The organism is Bacillus sp. FSL R9-9530 (assembly GCF_038008145.1).
Lineage (GTDB): Bacteria > Bacillota > Bacilli > Bacillales > Bacillaceae_G > Bacillus_A > Bacillus_A mycoides.
In genome coordinates this window covers 2,223,165-2,238,240 of record NZ_JBBOYO010000001.1, presented here as the reverse complement: position 1 = coordinate 2,238,240, position 15,076 = coordinate 2,223,165, and the positions used below count along the sequence as shown (strand labels likewise).

15 protein-coding genes and 1 pseudogene are annotated in these 15,076 nt (G+C 34.7%); 10 read left to right on the top strand and 6 right to left on the bottom strand.

Annotation, left to right across the window (positions count from 1 at the left end; all coding sequences use genetic code 11):
* Positions 1 to 135: 135 nt before the first annotated feature.
* Entirely contained in the window at positions 136 to 702 is a 567-nt protein-coding gene (locus MKX66_RS11045) for a sigma-70 family RNA polymerase sigma factor (RefSeq protein WP_016103094.1), read from the top strand.
* The gene (locus MKX66_RS11040) at positions 699 to 1,805 is read left to right on the top strand and encodes a DUF4179 domain-containing protein (protein WP_215591112.1); all 1,107 of its coding nucleotides are present in this window, start codon (positions 699 to 701) and stop codon (positions 1,803 to 1,805) included. The genes MKX66_RS11045 and MKX66_RS11040 overlap by 4 nt, the downstream gene beginning before the upstream one ends.
* 38 nt (positions 1,806 to 1,843) lie before the next feature.
* On the opposite strand, the gene MKX66_RS11035 is transcribed toward MKX66_RS11040, so the two are convergent.
* On the bottom strand, positions 1,844 to 2,917 hold the full coding sequence (locus MKX66_RS11035; RefSeq protein WP_215591113.1) for a WD40/YVTN/BNR-like repeat-containing protein: 1,074 nt from the start codon (positions 2,915 to 2,917) through the stop codon (positions 1,844 to 1,846).
* A gap of 268 nt (positions 2,918 to 3,185) precedes the next feature.
* On the opposite strand from MKX66_RS11035, the gene MKX66_RS11030 reads away from it, so the two are divergent.
* Complete coding sequence (locus MKX66_RS11030) at positions 3,186 to 4,085, top strand: cation diffusion facilitator family transporter (RefSeq protein ID WP_341086156.1); 900 nt, start codon at positions 3,186 to 3,188, stop codon at positions 4,083 to 4,085.
* Positions 4,086 to 4,278: 193 nt separating this feature from the next.
* On the top strand, positions 4,279 to 4,449 hold the full coding sequence (fbpA, locus tag MKX66_RS11025; protein WP_002012091.1) for a Fur-regulated basic protein FbpA: 171 nt from the start codon (positions 4,279 to 4,281) through the stop codon (positions 4,447 to 4,449).
* A gap of 52 nt (positions 4,450 to 4,501) precedes the next feature.
* On the opposite strand, the gene MKX66_RS11020 is transcribed toward fbpA, so the two are convergent.
* Complete coding sequence (locus MKX66_RS11020; RefSeq protein ID WP_002030983.1) at positions 4,502 to 5,173, bottom strand: GntR family transcriptional regulator; 672 nt, start codon at positions 5,171 to 5,173, stop codon at positions 4,502 to 4,504.
* Between the two features lie 16 nt (positions 5,174 to 5,189).
* Complete coding sequence (locus tag MKX66_RS11015) at positions 5,190 to 6,155, bottom strand: DMT family transporter (RefSeq protein ID WP_002030982.1); 966 nt, start codon at positions 6,153 to 6,155, stop codon at positions 5,190 to 5,192.
* A 369-nt stretch (positions 6,156 to 6,524) separates the two neighbouring features.
* On the opposite strand from MKX66_RS11015, the gene MKX66_RS11010 reads away from it, so the two are divergent.
* From MKX66_RS11010 to fumC, 3 genes are all read left to right on the top strand, one after another.
* Positions 6,525 to 7,184, top strand: a complete 660-nt coding sequence (locus tag MKX66_RS11010) for a class I SAM-dependent methyltransferase (RefSeq protein WP_002030981.1) — start codon at positions 6,525 to 6,527, stop codon at positions 7,182 to 7,184.
* 395 nt (positions 7,185 to 7,579) lie between these two features.
* Positions 7,580 to 8,983 (top strand): Na+/H+ antiporter NhaC, encoded by a 1,404-nt coding sequence (gene nhaC / locus MKX66_RS11005; protein WP_002135474.1) that lies wholly within the window; start codon positions 7,580 to 7,582, stop codon positions 8,981 to 8,983.
* Positions 8,984 to 9,108: 125 nt separating this feature from the next.
* A complete protein-coding gene (fumC, locus tag MKX66_RS11000; RefSeq protein ID WP_098636136.1) occupies positions 9,109 to 10,497 on the top strand; it encodes a class II fumarate hydratase in 1,389 nt (462 codons plus the stop codon).
* A gap of 95 nt (positions 10,498 to 10,592) precedes the next feature.
* On the opposite strand, the gene MKX66_RS10995 is transcribed toward fumC, so the two are convergent.
* Positions 10,593 to 11,015 carry a PH domain-containing protein gene (locus tag MKX66_RS10995; protein WP_044441536.1) on the bottom strand — a complete coding sequence of 141 codons (423 nt, stop codon included), beginning with the start codon at positions 11,013 to 11,015 and terminating at the stop codon, positions 10,593 to 10,595.
* A 131-nt stretch (positions 11,016 to 11,146) separates the two neighbouring features.
* Here MKX66_RS10995 and MKX66_RS10990 point away from each other — a divergent pair, with 131 nt between their 5' ends.
* A complete protein-coding gene (locus MKX66_RS10990) occupies positions 11,147 to 11,338 on the top strand; it encodes a hypothetical protein (protein WP_002141208.1) in 192 nt (63 codons plus the stop codon).
* 38 nt (positions 11,339 to 11,376) lie between these two features.
* Here MKX66_RS10990 and MKX66_RS10985 read toward each other — a convergent pair.
* Positions 11,377 to 11,529: pseudogene (locus MKX66_RS10985) on the bottom strand (MBL fold metallo-hydrolase); the annotation flags it as partial.
* A 141-nt stretch (positions 11,530 to 11,670) separates the two neighbouring features.
* Between MKX66_RS10985 and MKX66_RS10980 the strand changes: the two are divergent.
* Together MKX66_RS10980 and MKX66_RS10975 are read left to right on the top strand one after the other, a co-directional pair.
* Positions 11,671 to 12,435 carry a DUF2087 domain-containing protein gene (locus MKX66_RS10980; RefSeq protein WP_002141210.1) on the top strand — a complete coding sequence of 255 codons (765 nt, stop codon included), beginning with the start codon at positions 11,671 to 11,673 and terminating at the stop codon, positions 12,433 to 12,435.
* Between the two features lie 99 nt (positions 12,436 to 12,534).
* Positions 12,535 to 13,944: an MATE family efflux transporter gene (locus tag MKX66_RS10975; RefSeq protein WP_002086395.1), complete on the top strand. Its 1,410-nt coding sequence runs from the start codon at positions 12,535 to 12,537 to the stop codon at positions 13,942 to 13,944.
* A 53-nt stretch (positions 13,945 to 13,997) separates the two neighbouring features.
* Here MKX66_RS10975 and MKX66_RS10970 read toward each other — a convergent pair whose 3' ends face one another.
* Positions 13,998 to 14,696 carry a peptidase E gene (locus tag MKX66_RS10970; protein ID WP_002031081.1) on the bottom strand — a complete coding sequence of 233 codons (699 nt, stop codon included), beginning with the start codon at positions 14,694 to 14,696 and terminating at the stop codon, positions 13,998 to 14,000.
* Between the last annotated feature and the right edge of the window lie 380 nt (positions 14,697 to 15,076).

Sequence of the window (15,076 nt, the reverse complement as noted above, 5' to 3'; positions counted from 1 at the left end):
CATAGTTATATGAGACAATGGCTAAGGAAAAGTATTCCATTACATACAAAAAATAAAAAAAGATGAGAGAAAAAAATTTCCAAAACGTTATATAGGGTGTAAAAGCTTTTACAAAAAAATAAGGGGAATCGCTACATGAAATCAAATGAGAAAAATTTTATAAAAAGATTACAGCGGCAGAAGGAAGATGCGCTAGAATTTGTTGTCGATACATACTTACCGCTCATAAAGGGGATAACGCACAAAGTTCTTCTTCCGGTTCAAAATGATGGACTCATAGAGGAATGTGTAAACGATATATTTCTTTCCATTTGGAATAACGCAAATAAATTTCATGGAGAGCCGAGTGACTTTAAAAAATGGATAGCGGCGATTGCAAAATTTAAGGCGATTGATTATTACCGGAAAGCGACTAGAAAAGTAGAAATTATTTCAGATGAGTTTCATATTAGTATGGAAAAGTCAGCAGAAGATGAATTAATCGTTATGGAAGATAGGGAAGAGTTATTGAAGCTTATTAATCAATTAGAACCGTTAGATCAAAAAGTATTCATTATGAAATATCTTCTCGGTATGAAGACAGAGGAAATAGGTGACAAATTAGGATTAACTCGGGCAGCAATAGATAATCGTGTGTACCGTGGGAAAAAGAAACTACAACAAAATGCTACGAATATTAGTTTTGGAGGTAGTGCAATATGAAAGACATTTATGAACTATTAAATGACATTGATATAGATGAAAAAGAACTTGAGGAAATTGAGGCCTCTGAAATTGAAAAAGGAAAAGTAAAACGTAATGTAAAACAATCGATACGTATGAAGAAAAAGATGAAAAGTTGGAAAAAGGGTGTCGCTGCCGCATCTATTTTAGTAGGGTTATCAGTTGCAACGCTTGGTATCGGGTTTCCTACATATGCTGGAGGATTGCCAATTGTAGGTGATATATTCCGATTTTTAGATAATGGTAGAACAGGACTATATGAAAATTATAAAGAGTTTTCGACTGAATTGAATATGACGAGAGAGAGTAATGGGGTTAAGGTTACAATTAATGATGCTGTGTTCGATGGTAGAACAATTACAATCACATATTCTATTGAGAGTGATAAAGATTTAGGGGAGAAGCCAAATATATTTGGATATCCGCAGGTGATGGGGTTTAATGGCGGGGGAGGAAGCTCTCAAGTAACAAAAGTTGGAGAGAAAAAGTACGTAGGTATGACTACGATGAGTGGTAATAGTAGTAAAAGGTTAGATGTTGCAAATGTTTGGTGGGATATGGAAGAAATTGAGATGGATTATAAAGGTAATGCAATTAAGGGGAATTGGAATTTCGCACTTAGTTTAAAGGCAATGGATAGTAAGGAAATAAAGGTTAATGGGGTTTCTGAAAATGAATTAATAAAAGTAAATATAGACAAAATGGAAGTAACCCCAATGTCCTTTATCGTTTTTTACAATCAAGAAGAATCTAAGGCATTACGAAGTATATGGGATAGCGCGGATGTGGAATTAGAAATAAAAGATGATTTAGGAAATAAATATGCAGGTGAAGGAAATGGAGGAACTGGTACAGTAGCAGAACCACATAAAAGTAGTTGGAGTGCTACATTCCAAAAGTTAAACGAAAATGCAACAAAGCTTATCGTTACACCTCGTGTACACTTGCGAGTTCATACACCTGAAAATCATGGTGGAGTGGAGTATGTGAATGGGAAAGAGAAGAAAATAGAAGTACCGAAAAAAGAAGCGAAGAGTAAAGATATAGTGTTAGATGATATTGTCATTGATTTAAAGAAATAAATAGAGAGCTTGCCTTAAATGAAGGCAGGCTCTTTTTGTTAAGAACTAGTAACGAGCAATGCATGCGGATGCTGCGTTTTATACTCATCTTTCCATGTAATGTTTAGTTGTTCCCACGTTTCACCGCTATCAGTGGATTGAAAGATGCCATTGTTATTTAAAGTGTAAAACGTATGTGGTTCGGCTGGATTTGTAGCAAACATCGAAATGACTGTACCAATTGCAGATGGTAGACCTTGCTGTACTTGCTGGAACGGAGTCTCTTTCGTTTTACGATAAATATAAGATTCATAAGGAATACGGTGATGAGCTAAATCAGCACTCGGTGCGGCAGAAACGAGAATTGTATTACAATCAGCTGGATCGATAGCCATACTGTATAAATAATGATGCTCAAGTCCATCACTACATGAGATCCAGCTGTTTCCACTGTTATAACTTTCAAGATATGCACGATCAGGTCCGCCCATAAATCCGTCACCACATGATGCATAAAGGCGATTTGGGGCTTCAGGGTGCATGAGTAATTGATGAGCATCGATAGGAGCACCGAATTTTTTATCAACCCATGTATGCCCTTTATCATTACTTTGAATAACAGCACCAGCTTCGATTGAAACATGGAGTGTATTTGGATTGTTGGGATCAACTGTAATCCAGCGTACGTGATGGGTAAAAGGTCTAGGCGGAAAAGCCCACGTATAGGAAGATAATAATGATTTCATATTTTTAAGTTCAGTCCACGTTTCACCACCATTTTCTGAACGGAATAAAGCACTAGGTTCTGTACCGACATAAACGACACCATATCCGTTAACTTGTTCATTTGAGCTTATCGTTATAGAAGTAATCGAAGAATGTAAAATACCATCCTCTTTAGGGAAATCAAAGTAACGATATGAATCTCCAATTGGTCTCCACGAATCCCCGCCATCGTCACTTAGCCATAAACCTCGTCCAAATGTGCCGCAATAAACACGATTTGTTTGGAATGGATCAACCACAATACAGGTAGGTTGCATATTTTGTAAATGATATGTGGTTTCATAGTTACCATATTGTTCTTTTACTACAACAAGTTCACGCTCCATGCAGAGAAATAGTCGTTTCAATTTTGTAGCCCCCTTAAAAATTCTTTCATTAGTAAACAATATGAAAATAAAAAAGAAGTAGTCTTGTTTTTAGTTGAGAAAAAGGACTTGTTTGAAAAGTAGCGAAGTTTGTATACAGAGGAAGCGGGATAAAGTGAAACTTTAATCAGTGGGGTATTGTTCATCTTCTACGGATTAGTAGCATTCACTATCGGGCGTTAATGGGGGATAAAGATAGGGAATGTGTTTCATACTAACATACAGATATTGCACTTAAAGGAGTATTTGTATGGGACACTCACATGATCACGGTCATTCAAAAAATAAAAAAGCGCTATTAATTGCCTTCTTATTAACAATAAGTTTTATGATTGCTGAAGTTATTGGCGGATTTGTAACAAATAGCTTAGCACTATTGTCTGACGCAGGGCATATGTTAAGTGATGCAGTATCCTTAGCTTTAAGTTTACTTGCGTTCAAGCTTGGGGAAAAAACGGCAACGGCTGCGAAAACATATGGGTATAAGCGAGTCGAAATGTTAGCGGCATTATGTAATGGTGTCGTTCTTATTGTCATTTCAGTATATATTTTTATTGAAGCAATTCGTCGTTTTAAGGAACCAGTTGAAATCGCTAGTAATGGAATGCTCATTATTGCTGTGCTTGGTCTGCTTATTAATATTGTATCAGCTTGGATATTAATGAGAGGCGGAGATGTGAAAGGTAATTTAAATTTAAGAAGTGCGTTCTTACATGTACTAGGCGATTTATTAGGTTCAGTTGGAGCGATTATTGCTGCATTACTTATTAAATTTTTTGGATGGACTGCTGCAGATGCGGTTGCTAGTATTCTTGTGTCTATTTTAGTCATTATAAGTGGATGGCGTGTAACACGTGATACAGTTCATATATTAATGGAAGGTGCACCGCAGCACATAGATGCTGAAGAGGTGAAAAATACATTATTAAATATTACTATTGTAAAAGAAGTTCATGATTTACATATATGGTCTGTAACATCAGATTTTCAAGTATTAACTTGCCATCTTATTATCGAAGGTAATGAAACGCAAAGCGTATTGAAAGAAGCAACGGATGTATTAAAGGGGAAATTTCATGTAGAACATGTCACCATTCAAGTTGAAATAGAAGGTGAATTTAACCATAATGAGACAACTTGCAAAGTATGAAAGAAAAAGGGTATGAAAAAGTGTCATAACATTTTTCGCGTGGCATACATATATATAATGTGGCCACAAATACTTTGTAAGGTAAATATTTCATAAGATTACTTTACTTATTAAGAATCATCTTTTATAATCAAAAGTGGTAATTGATAAAGATTATCATTTTCAATGATCGTAGAAAGGAGTTTTTTAAAAGATGAGTAGTCAACTCCGTTTTGCTGTTGAAAATCGTAAGAGACATTTAATTGATGAGTTAATTGGAGCAGGGGTGTTTAAGATTCGCGACCGACAATTATACGAGCTATCTTTAGAGGAATTGGAAAAAGAGTACGAGCATATTGAAGATTACGCAAATATTCAGGCATAGCATATAGATTATTAAAGAAGGAGCTGGTTACACTTTTGTGTAACCAGCTTTATTATTTCATAGAAATTATTTTTTGTATTTCTTTCATTGGACGGAGCCAGTTTTGAGACATCATTTGTTCCATTCGTTTTTCATCCTGTTTTTGTAGTGCTTGAATTATAGAGTGATGTTCTTTAATAGATTGACTTGCAGGCACGAAGTTTTGGAAAAATAAATATTCAAGGCGTAAAATGTGAAGTTGCATATTTTCTAGAAAAGGTTCAATATATCGGTTTTTAGCAATAGAAGTAATTGTATTGTGAAATCGTATATCTAGTTCTAAAGCTTTTTTTGAATCTTTTTCATGTATAGATTGTTGAAAAGCATCATTTATCTCGGAAAGTAGTTTAATATCAGCGTCTGTAACTTTTTGCAGTGCTTGCTTTCCTATAATTGAGTGAAGACCAGCTATCGTCTCATAAATGATAGATACGTCGTCTAACTTAATAGGCGCGATTTTCGTTTTTTGCCCAGGTACCATTTCAACTAATCCAGAAAGCTCTAAAATTTGTAAAGCTTCTCTAACAGGTGTTCTGCTTACTCCTAGTGCTTCTGCCAATTCCCCATCATTTATTTTCTCATCAGGTCGTAAAACACCTTCTATAATCCAATCTTGCAGTTGATTTAAAACGAGTGACTTTGCTGAAACTCTTCCTGGTTTTTTATAATTTTGAGGGACAGGCATAGTGAATTCAATCCTTTCATTGTATATGTTTCTTTTTCGTATTAACAAGCTTTAGTTTTGGTTTTCCTTTATCCGGTTTTTGGCTTAATATGAGCACCATTACAATTACACAAAAAGCACCTAATAACTGAAAAGATTGAAACGGTACGTGCAAAATAAGCACAGAAGAAATAATAGCTGCGAGTGGTTCTGTACAGCCAAATAATGTTGTTTCTTTAGGCGTAAGGTATCTTATGCTATCTAAGTATAAATAAAATGCGATGAGTGTCCCGAAAATGACGACAAATGTAATGAGCGGGAGGGTACTTAGTTTTACATATTTCATAGTTGATAATAAAATGAATTCGTTTGTGGAAATAAAGTGTAAAATCGTTACGCCAATCCCCCCAATGATCATCCCCCATCCAACGATAACGGATGAAGACCACTTTTCTAACAATTCTTTTGAATACAAACTATAAAATGCAAGAGATAGTCCAGATAAAACGCCCCAAATGATAGCAGGTGTAGATACAGCTAAGTTATGAACAGAACCGTTTGTTAATAGGAGAAAAGTCCCTACTAATGAGAGGGTAATTGAAATATAATCAATTTTTGATGGACGAACGCTCCATTTGAAAAGTAAGTATACAGTGATAAATATAGGGGCTAAATATTGTAACAAAGTTGCAACAGCAGCGTTTCCTTCTTTAATAGAAGCGAAGTACGTGTACTGTACAGCAAGCATGCCTAAAAGACCGAACAAAATTATCTTATTTGCATCAGACTTTTGTTTCCAAATTCCAAATATTTCTTTTTTGTTCGCTCCGAATGATGACATTATGAGCAAAATAGCACCGGATATAAGCAAACGGATTGTAACTAACCATTCAGTAGAAACGTTTTCATACTGAAAAAGTTGTTGCGCAGCTGTTCCGGATAAGCCCCATAAACAAGCACCGATTACAACCATAATAATTCCTTTTAAACGATTTGAATCCATAAAATATATAAGTCCTCCTTTTTTAAAAAAATATATTGAATACAATATGCAATATATCACAGAATGGAATATCAATAAACTGAAATTTCCAATTTAAAATAAAATTGTTTATCCCGCATTAACGGGCAGTAAGACTCCCACCTTGAAATTCGGCGAATGCGAGGAAGTTAGGTGGGAGTCGTGCTGCTCGTAAAAGTCCAATTGGTGAGGCTAATAATCAGTGGAGGATGGAAAAACCCCCACTGATTAAATTTTCATTTTATTAAGAAGGATCATCTTTTTATGAAATATAATCATAATCGCGACGCCAAAAAAATAAAGATAAGAGTAATTTGGTTTGTTAAAAATATGTGTATAAGGAGATACGTGATGAACTGGGTTACTCATAAACCATCGTTTGAATTTGAAAATTTTAGTCCTATTATTCGGTCACAATCTGCGTGGAGTGGGCATTTAGATTTCGCATATGATTTAGTAAGATTTGAAGAACCAGCAACTTTAGTTGAGTTAGGTACGCATTTAGGTGCTTCATTTTTTAGTTTTTGCCAGGGGGTAAAAGATGGTGGGTTAGCCACAAAATGTTTTGCTGTAGATACTTGGGCTGGAGATGGGCATACAGGTCCATATGGAGAAGGGGTTTTTCAAATAGTAGAAAAAGTGGTGAGGGATAACTACCTGAATATAGGGAATTTAATTCGGTCTACTTTTGATGATGCTCTGGATGAGTTTCAAGATGAAACGATAAATCTTTTGCATATTGATGGCTATCATACGTATGAAGCTGTTTCTCATGATTATAAAACATGGTTACCTAAAGTTGCGAAAAACGGTATTGTATTATTTCATGATATTGAAGTTAAAAACGGTGATTTCGGTGTGTATAAGTTTTGGGATGAGGTCAAGGTGAAATACCCTCATTTTCAGTTTGGGCATTCATATGGACTCGGAGTTTTATTTCCGAAAGGTTGTAGCGATAAGTTTTCGGAAATACTTAAAAATAAAGAAGAGATACAAAATATGTATAAATAAAAGAGGGGCATGCATCGATTAAATGATGTATGCTCTTTTTTTATGTGGAAATATATTATTACATATGAGGTGAAAGCGGTAGTAAAAAGTTTTGTTGAGGCAAATATTAAAAAGGTTATTATGGGTTAATAATTAGTGGGGATGGATAAAACCCTCATTGATTAAAGTTTTATTTCATTAGGTGTTTTTATCTAAATAAATAAAAATACAACATTTTTTATATTTTTCATTGCGAAAAGCGCAATCTACTTTTACAATAGAAAGGGTTGTGAATATATTATACTGGAAAAATAAATCGAAATAATATGAAAATTTTGTTTTGTCTTCGCTAATTGTATACTACATACACGTAAGACTACATACATCATGTTATCGACTTGTAAGGAGAGAAAAAAATGAAAAGTGTAAGATTACCATCGATGCTAGAAATTATTATTCTTTTATGCCTATTTCTTGCTGTCGTCTTTTCCTTCCAAACGATTTTTGATCTCCCAATTCAATTAGCGCTATTTATTTCATGGTTTTTAGTTATTGCGCTTGGATTAAGATTAGGATTTCGTTATCAAGAATTGCAAGATGCAATTACGAAAGGGATTTCTAATGGATTAGAAGCAATTCTTATTTTAGTTGCAGTTGGGGCTTTAATTGGAACGTGGATTGCTGGTGGGGTTGTACCTACATTAATTTATTATGGATTAGAATTCATTCACCCTAGCATATTCTTATTGGCAACTTTAATTATTTGTTCAATCACTTCTATCGCGACAGGAACATCATGGGGAACAGTTGGAACTGCAGGTATTGCTATGATGGCGATAGGTGAAGGGCTTGGATTACCACTTCCGCTTGTTGCGGGTGCAGTCCTTTCAGGAGCTTATTTCGGAGACAAATTATCACCACTTTCTGATAGCACAGTTCTTGCAGCTTCTATGGCGAAAGTAGATGTTATTGCTCACGTTCGAGCTATGCTCGTATTAGACGTTCCAGCTTATATTATTACCAGCATTATGTTTACTGTTGCTGGATGGATGTATGGCGGGGATAATGTAGATTTAAATAGAGTTGAGTTTTTAAAAGAATCTTTATTAAAGCACTTTGATATTAAAATATGGATGCTTGTTCCAGCGGTAATTGTTATTGTGCTATTGGCGATGAAGAAACCATCTATGCCAACAATTGCTATGGGAGCTTTAATTGGTGCAATTTGGGCAACACTTTTCCAAGGAATGAACTTTGGAGAGGCAATTGGAACAGCATATAACGGATTCTCAATTCAATCTGGTGTCGAGTTTGTCGATAAGTTATTAAACCGTGGTGGAATTAATGGTATGCTTGGTTCAGTAGCTGTTATTATTTTCGGATTAGGTTTTGGTGGATTACTTGAAAAGTTAGGTGTTCTAAAGGTAATCGTATCGAAATTTGAGAAGAAATTAAATTCTGCAGGTAATGTAACATTGTCTACATTAATCGTTGCGTTTTTAGCTAACATATTTGGTTGTGCGATGTACGTATCACTTATTTTAACACCAAAAATTATGGAAGAAAGCTATGATAAATTAAAAATAGATCGCCGCGTATTAGCACGTAACTCAGAAGTAGGTGGAACTTTGACTTCTGGTATGGTTCCATGGTCTGATAATGGTATTTTTATGGCTGGTATTTTAGGTGTATCAACATTATCATACGTTCCATTTATGTGGCTAAGCTTCGTATCACTCATTTTAGCAGTTATTTATGGATATACAGGCAAGTTCATTTGGTATGTAGATGATGCGGATAAAGGAAAGCAAGCATCATAAAAAATTACCTTCTGCGGTGGCGGAAGGTAATTTTTTTTATATGTATCAATGAGAATTCTTATCATTTGATGGAAAGTCTGTTAAAATAAAAGATGTAGGTATTTTATTTTCAAGGGGATGAAAAAATGGAGTACAGAATTGAAAGAGATACATTAGGAGAAATGAAAGTTCCAGCTGATAAATTATGGGCAGCACAAACGCAGCGTAGTAAGGAAAATTTTCCGATTGGAACAGAGCATATGCCGCTTGAAATTGTAAAAGCATTTGCGATTTTAAAGAAGAGTGCAGCGCTTAGTAATCAAAAATTAGGAAAGCTATCAGAAGAGAAGACGCAAGCAATTGTGGAAGCTGCTGATGAAGTTATCGCAGAAAAATGGAATGAACATTTTCCACTTGTCGTATGGCAAACGGGTAGTGGTACACAATCGAATATGAATGTAAATGAAGTAATTGCAAACCGCGGTAATCAAATTTTGAAAGAAAAGGGATCTGACGTACATATTCATCCGAATGATGACGTGAACATGTCTCAAAGTTCAAATGATACGTTCCCAACAGCACTTCATGTAGCGTGTGTAATTGCGGTAGAAAACCATGTATTGCCAGCTATTACGAAATTAAAAGAAACATTAGCAGAAAAAGTAACTGCATTTGAATATATTATTAAAATCGGTCGTACGCATTTACAAGATGCAACACCTTTAACGTTAGGACAAGAAATTAGCGGATGGCACCGTATGCTTGAAAAAACAGAGCGTATGATTGCAGATAGCAATACATATATGAAAGAATTAGCAATTGGTGGTACTGCGGTTGGAACTGGAATTAATGCGCACCCTAAATTTGGTGAGATGGTAGCGGAAGAAATTAGTCTGTTTACAGGTAAACAATTTGTTTCTGCACCAAATAAATTCCATGCGTTAACGAGCCATGATGAAGTTGTATTTGCACATGGAGCATTAAAAGCATTAGCTGCTGATTTAATGAAGATAGCTAACGATGTGCGCTGGCTTGCAAGTGGTCCACGAAGTGGTCTTGGGGAAATTATTATCCCTGCAAATGAACCAGGAAGCTCTATTATGCCAGGTAAAGTAAATCCAACGCAAAGTGAAGCATTAACAATGGTTGTAGCACAAGTTATGGGGAATGACACAACAATCGGATTTGCTGCGAGCCAAGGTAATTTTGAGCTAAACGTATTCAAACCAGTTATTGCTTACAACTTCCTGCAATCTGCTCACTTATTAGCTGATGCAACCGTTTCGTTTAATGATAAATGTGCAGTTGGTATTGAAGCAGATGAAGAAGTAATTAATGAAAATGTAAATCGTTCATTAATGCTTGTAACAGCGCTAAACCCACATATCGGGTATGAAAATGCCGCGAAAATTGCAAAGCATGCCCATAAAGAAGGGTTAACTTTAAAAGAAGCAGCATTGCAATCTGGACTACTAACAGAAGAGCAATTTGATGAAATTGTAGATCCGAAAAAAATGATTGCTCCGAAAGAGTAATAGAAAAAGCCAAGGTTCTTAGTTTAGAATCTTGGCTTTTTTTGATATTTATTTTATGTTTCCGCCACTTGTACTACTGCAAGCTCCAAAAGATATTATTTGTTAGAAGACGTATTCATTACTTTCATATGTGGGCAGTTCTCTTTTAAGAGTGAAATGAATTTTTCTTCTTCTTGTGGTACGAAAGTTGTCACAGAGTCAAATAAATTATAATCAATTTCTAATTGCTGCCTAGTCCATTTTTCTGAACGGAGTGTTTTGCCAGAGTATTTAATGTGACGAATATCTTCAAATGGAATTTCAGTACGTAATATGAAACCGTGTTTTACAATAAGAGAAGATTCCGTTATGTTGTAGTGAGAGAAATAGAATGAAGAGAGATTCACGATATTTAACAGCATCATAAGAGTGAAAAAAATAGAATTTTCGTTTTGGAAGAATAGCGAAATGAAAAAAATAATTATAAATAATGTAATAAAAATGACGTGAAATGGATTTTTTTTCGCTTTAAACTTCAAGTTAGTCACCTCGTTATACGTGTTATTTAACTAAATTAAATCATAACATCGTAATAAACCGAAAGAATATGCAGAATTGCATATTCTTTCGGTTTATTATTCGTGTAAAATTTTTGATAGGATAAATTTAAATGAAGTTTTTAATAGTGGAGTGGCATAAAGTGACTAACAAGAATAGAAGTGTAGTGCTAGTCATAATTAGTTGTATGATGATTATGAATGGCTGCTCAAATAGATTCGCTGAGGATGGAAAGCGAAAACATGTATTTGTACAAGCGAGTAAAGTTTTAGTGGAAGTTGTTTATAAAATATATAAAGGGTAAAAAGGGTGTTTCTATATGTGGAAACACCTTTTTTGTAGTTAAAATTGAATACTGAAGTTTTGGAATGAGTGAATGTTGGTTCCATGTTGAACGAGGTTGTTAGCACTTAAATATTGAATAGCGTATTTTACTTCTTTCAATATAGTAGGAGAAAGACCAAGTGTATGATGTGAACCGTAAATTTGTTTAATAGATTTTTTTATAAAAGTTTATAAAATGGGTAAACGGAACGTTGAAATGTTTGTTTGTGTTATGTTAAGATGGTGAAGTGGTAATAAACGTTATTGTGATTTGTTTAGTTTTTGAATAAACGTTTTGAAGGAGTGTTTAGTGTGAGTGATATTTCAGAGAAGTTTTGGGATGCATCGGTTGAGGAATTGAAGAAAGGGTATGTGTTTGAAGCGGAAGCAGAGGAATATATTTGTTTAGCTTGTGGAGAAGCGTTTATTAAGGGGGTTATTTATCAAGATAATCAAGTTTTGTATGAAGCAGAGAAGTTTGTGCAATTGCATGTGCAAAATGAACATACGTCTATGTTTGATTATTTATTAAATCTTGATAAGAAGTATACGGGTTTAACGGATTTGCAAAAGAAAATGGTTCAGTTTTTCCATATGGGGCTAAATGATAAAGAGATTGTAAAAGAGATGGATGGCGGAAGTACATCAACCATTCGTAATCATCGATTTACACTTCGAGAAAAAATGAAGCAAGCGAAAGTGTTTTTAGCGTTAATGGAACTGTCAGAAAAAAAATCAAAAGTACAAACGAAATTTGTACCCATTCATAGAACAGCAACGATGGTGGATGATCGCTACAATATTACGGAAGAAGAAAATGAGGAAGTATTAAAAGCACATTTTACAGAAGGATTAGATGGACCGCTTTCTAAATTTCCGAAGAAGCAAAAGCGTAAATTAATTATATTACGCCATTTAGTGACGAAGTTTGATAGTAATAAAAAGTACAATGAAAAAGAAGTAAATACTGTCATAGAAAGTGTATACCCGGATTTTGTAACTTTAAGAAGATATTTAATCGAATATGGGTTTTTAGATAGAACAGCTGATGGAAGCCAATATTGGGTGAAGTTATAATAATACGGAAAAGAAAATGAATGGAAGCACATCGTTATAACAACTATACAAAGAGATAGAAGTTGAAAAACAGATTTTTAGTAAAAGGAGAAATGAAATTTGAAACCACCTACAGATAACAATAAAGAAGGTGTAGAGTCACAGAAGTCAGAAACAGAACATAAGCCGATATGGAAATCGATGTCCATGTTTTTAGTGCCGTTACTTTTAAGTAATGTATTACAATCAGTTGGACAGTTATTTGGAATGGTAGTAGTAGGAAGATGGCTTGGCGTAAATGATCTAGCAGCTATATCGGCATTTTTCCCGTTATTTTTCCTACTCGTTTCATTTGTAATTGGAATTGGTTCTGGTAGTTCAATTTTAATTGGTCAGGCATTTGGTGCTAAAAATGAGGAGCGCTTAAAAGCTATCGTTGGTACGACGCTTACGTTTACTTTTATTATCGGAGTCGTGTTGGCGATAATAGGTAGTATTTTTGCGATGGATATTATGCGTCTTATGGGAACGCCAGAAAATATTATTGAAATAAGTGTGCATTACGCAAGAATTTTATTTATATCTATGCCAGTATTATTTTTATATTTTGCATATACAACATTTATGAGAGGTACAGGAGATTCAAAAACGCCATTTTACTTTTTAATCGTAAGTACAGCGCTAAATATGATTTTATTACCAATTCTTATTTTTGGCTGGTTAGGAGCTCCGAAATTAGATGTTTACGGAGCAGCCTATGCTTCAGTTATATCTACAGTTATTACGTTTATTGTCATGCTAGTGTATTTAAAGAAGAAAAATCATCCACTACAATTAGACGGGACAGTAAGAAAATATCTTCGTATGGACTGGGAGTTATTAAAATTATTGTTACGCCTCGGTATTCCAGCGAGTATTAATATGATATTAGTTTCATTATCAGAGATCGCGGTAATCGCATTTGTAAATCGGTACGGTTCAGATGCAACAGCGGCGTATGGCGTTGTGAACCAAGTTGCAAGTTATGTACAGATGCCAGCGGTTAGCCTCGGTATTACAGTATCAATTTTTGCAGCGCAATCAATTGGTGCGAACCAATTTGATCGATTACAGAAAGTTGTTAAGGCCGGAATTATTATGAATTACATCATTGGTGGTGTATTAATATCTCTTATTTACTTGTTCTCAAGAGATATTTTAGCACTATTTTTAACAAGTCAAAATACAATTGACATTGCTCATAGTCTAATCATGATTACATTATGGAGCTACTTAATTTTCGGTCATGCACAAATTATTAGTGCGACAATGCGAGCAAGTGGTACTGTATTATGGCCAACTGTAATCAGTGTTGTATCAATTTGGCTTGTTGAAGTACCTGTGGCGTATTATCTTTCTTACCATACGAGCCTTGGAATAGAAGGGATATGGATTGGGTATCCAGCTGCATTCATCGTCAGCTTAATATTACAGTATGCATATTATAAGCTTTCATGGCAGAAGAAACGAATTACACGATTAGTGAGTTAAAAGATGAAAATGTCCCTAAGTCATTATACTTAGGGACATTTTTTTATGAATACTTATAAATAACTTTTTAAAGTTATGTCAAAATGTTGTCTAATGAGTTCTCCATTATTCATATAAAACTCCCAAGCTGTATCTGGCTCACCGATAATTTCAAATGAACCTTCTGTAATATATAAAGCGCAATTATCCTCTAATGCAATACCTTCTATATTACCTTGGTGAGTTTGTAAAAACGTATGGAAGGCATTCATTCTATTTAATTGATTGTAATGGGGGCAAAATCTTTTGTTAACAATACCCCAGCCACTACTTTCTATATAACCGGAACCTTCATAATCTGAACGAATGCTAGATGTGAACCAGCACATAGCACCGGCACTATATCCTGCAATAAGTGTTCCACGTTTTAAAGCAAATAGTAACTTTTCATCTAGTTTATGTTCTTTCCATTGTTCAAGCATGTGAACGTAATTTCCACCGCCAAGGTAAATTAAATCGGCAGAATGAATCATCTCATCTATTTCATATTTAGTAGGTGTTTCGGTTGAAATGCGTAAAATTTGAACCTCACAATGTAATTGCTTTTCAAATGTTGCTAAAAATAACTTTATATATCCTTCATCATCACGACTAGCTGTAGGAATGAATAATACTTTTGGGTATTGTTTATTCGTTAATTCTATAAGTCGTTCATTAATATGCAAGTGATTTGGATCTTGTAAATCACCGCCACCAATGACAGCTAATTTCATAGTAAAGCACCACCTAATAATATTTGTTATGTAAAAATTCGATAGTGGGGAGTTACATTCCTTCTGTGATTTAATGAATAAGGGGAAATAAAGTGAACAATATATTGAAATAGCATAAGGAGTCGATAGCTGTGGATAGAAAGGAATTAGAAGCAGTTTATCCCGCTATTTGCGGGCAGTAAACTCCAGCCTCAAAATTCGATTGGAGCAAAGCGGTTAGGTGGGAGCCTTGCGTCCCGTAAACGCCCGATTGGTGTGGGCTAATAATCAATGGGGGATGAACAAAATCCCCATTGATTAAAGTTTCACTTTATTGATATATAATACTGGAAAATATTGTTTTAAAATATGGGGACAATATGTTTAAATGAATATAACGA

Bases quoted from the DNA above. Each gene is read 5' to 3' on its own strand.
- MKX66_RS11045 (WP_016103094.1), top strand. From the start codon at position 136: ATGAAATCAAATGAGAAAAATTTTATAAAAAGATTACAGCGGCAGAAG.
- MKX66_RS11040 (WP_215591112.1), top strand. From the start codon at position 699: ATGAAAGACATTTATGAACTATTAAATGACATTGATATAGATGAAAAA.
- MKX66_RS11030 (WP_341086156.1), top strand. From the start codon at position 3,186: ATGGGACACTCACATGATCACGGTCATTCAAAAAATAAAAAAGCGCTA.
- fbpA (WP_002012091.1), top strand. From the start codon at position 4,279: ATGAGTAGTCAACTCCGTTTTGCTGTTGAAAATCGTAAGAGACATTTA.
- MKX66_RS11020 (WP_002030983.1), bottom strand. From the start codon at position 5,173: ATGCCTGTCCCTCAAAATTATAAAAAACCAGGAAGAGTTTCAGCAAAG.
- MKX66_RS11015 (WP_002030982.1), bottom strand. From the start codon at position 6,155: ATGGATTCAAATCGTTTAAAAGGAATTATTATGGTTGTAATCGGTGCT.
- MKX66_RS11010 (WP_002030981.1), top strand. From the start codon at position 6,525: ATGAACTGGGTTACTCATAAACCATCGTTTGAATTTGAAAATTTTAGT.
- nhaC (WP_002135474.1), top strand. From the start codon at position 7,580: ATGAAAAGTGTAAGATTACCATCGATGCTAGAAATTATTATTCTTTTA.
- fumC (WP_098636136.1), top strand. From the start codon at position 9,109: ATGGAGTACAGAATTGAAAGAGATACATTAGGAGAAATGAAAGTTCCA.
- MKX66_RS10990 (WP_002141208.1), top strand. From the start codon at position 11,147: ATGAAGTTTTTAATAGTGGAGTGGCATAAAGTGACTAACAAGAATAGA.
- MKX66_RS10970 (WP_002031081.1), bottom strand. From the start codon at position 14,696: ATGAAATTAGCTGTCATTGGTGGCGGTGATTTACAAGATCCAAATCAC.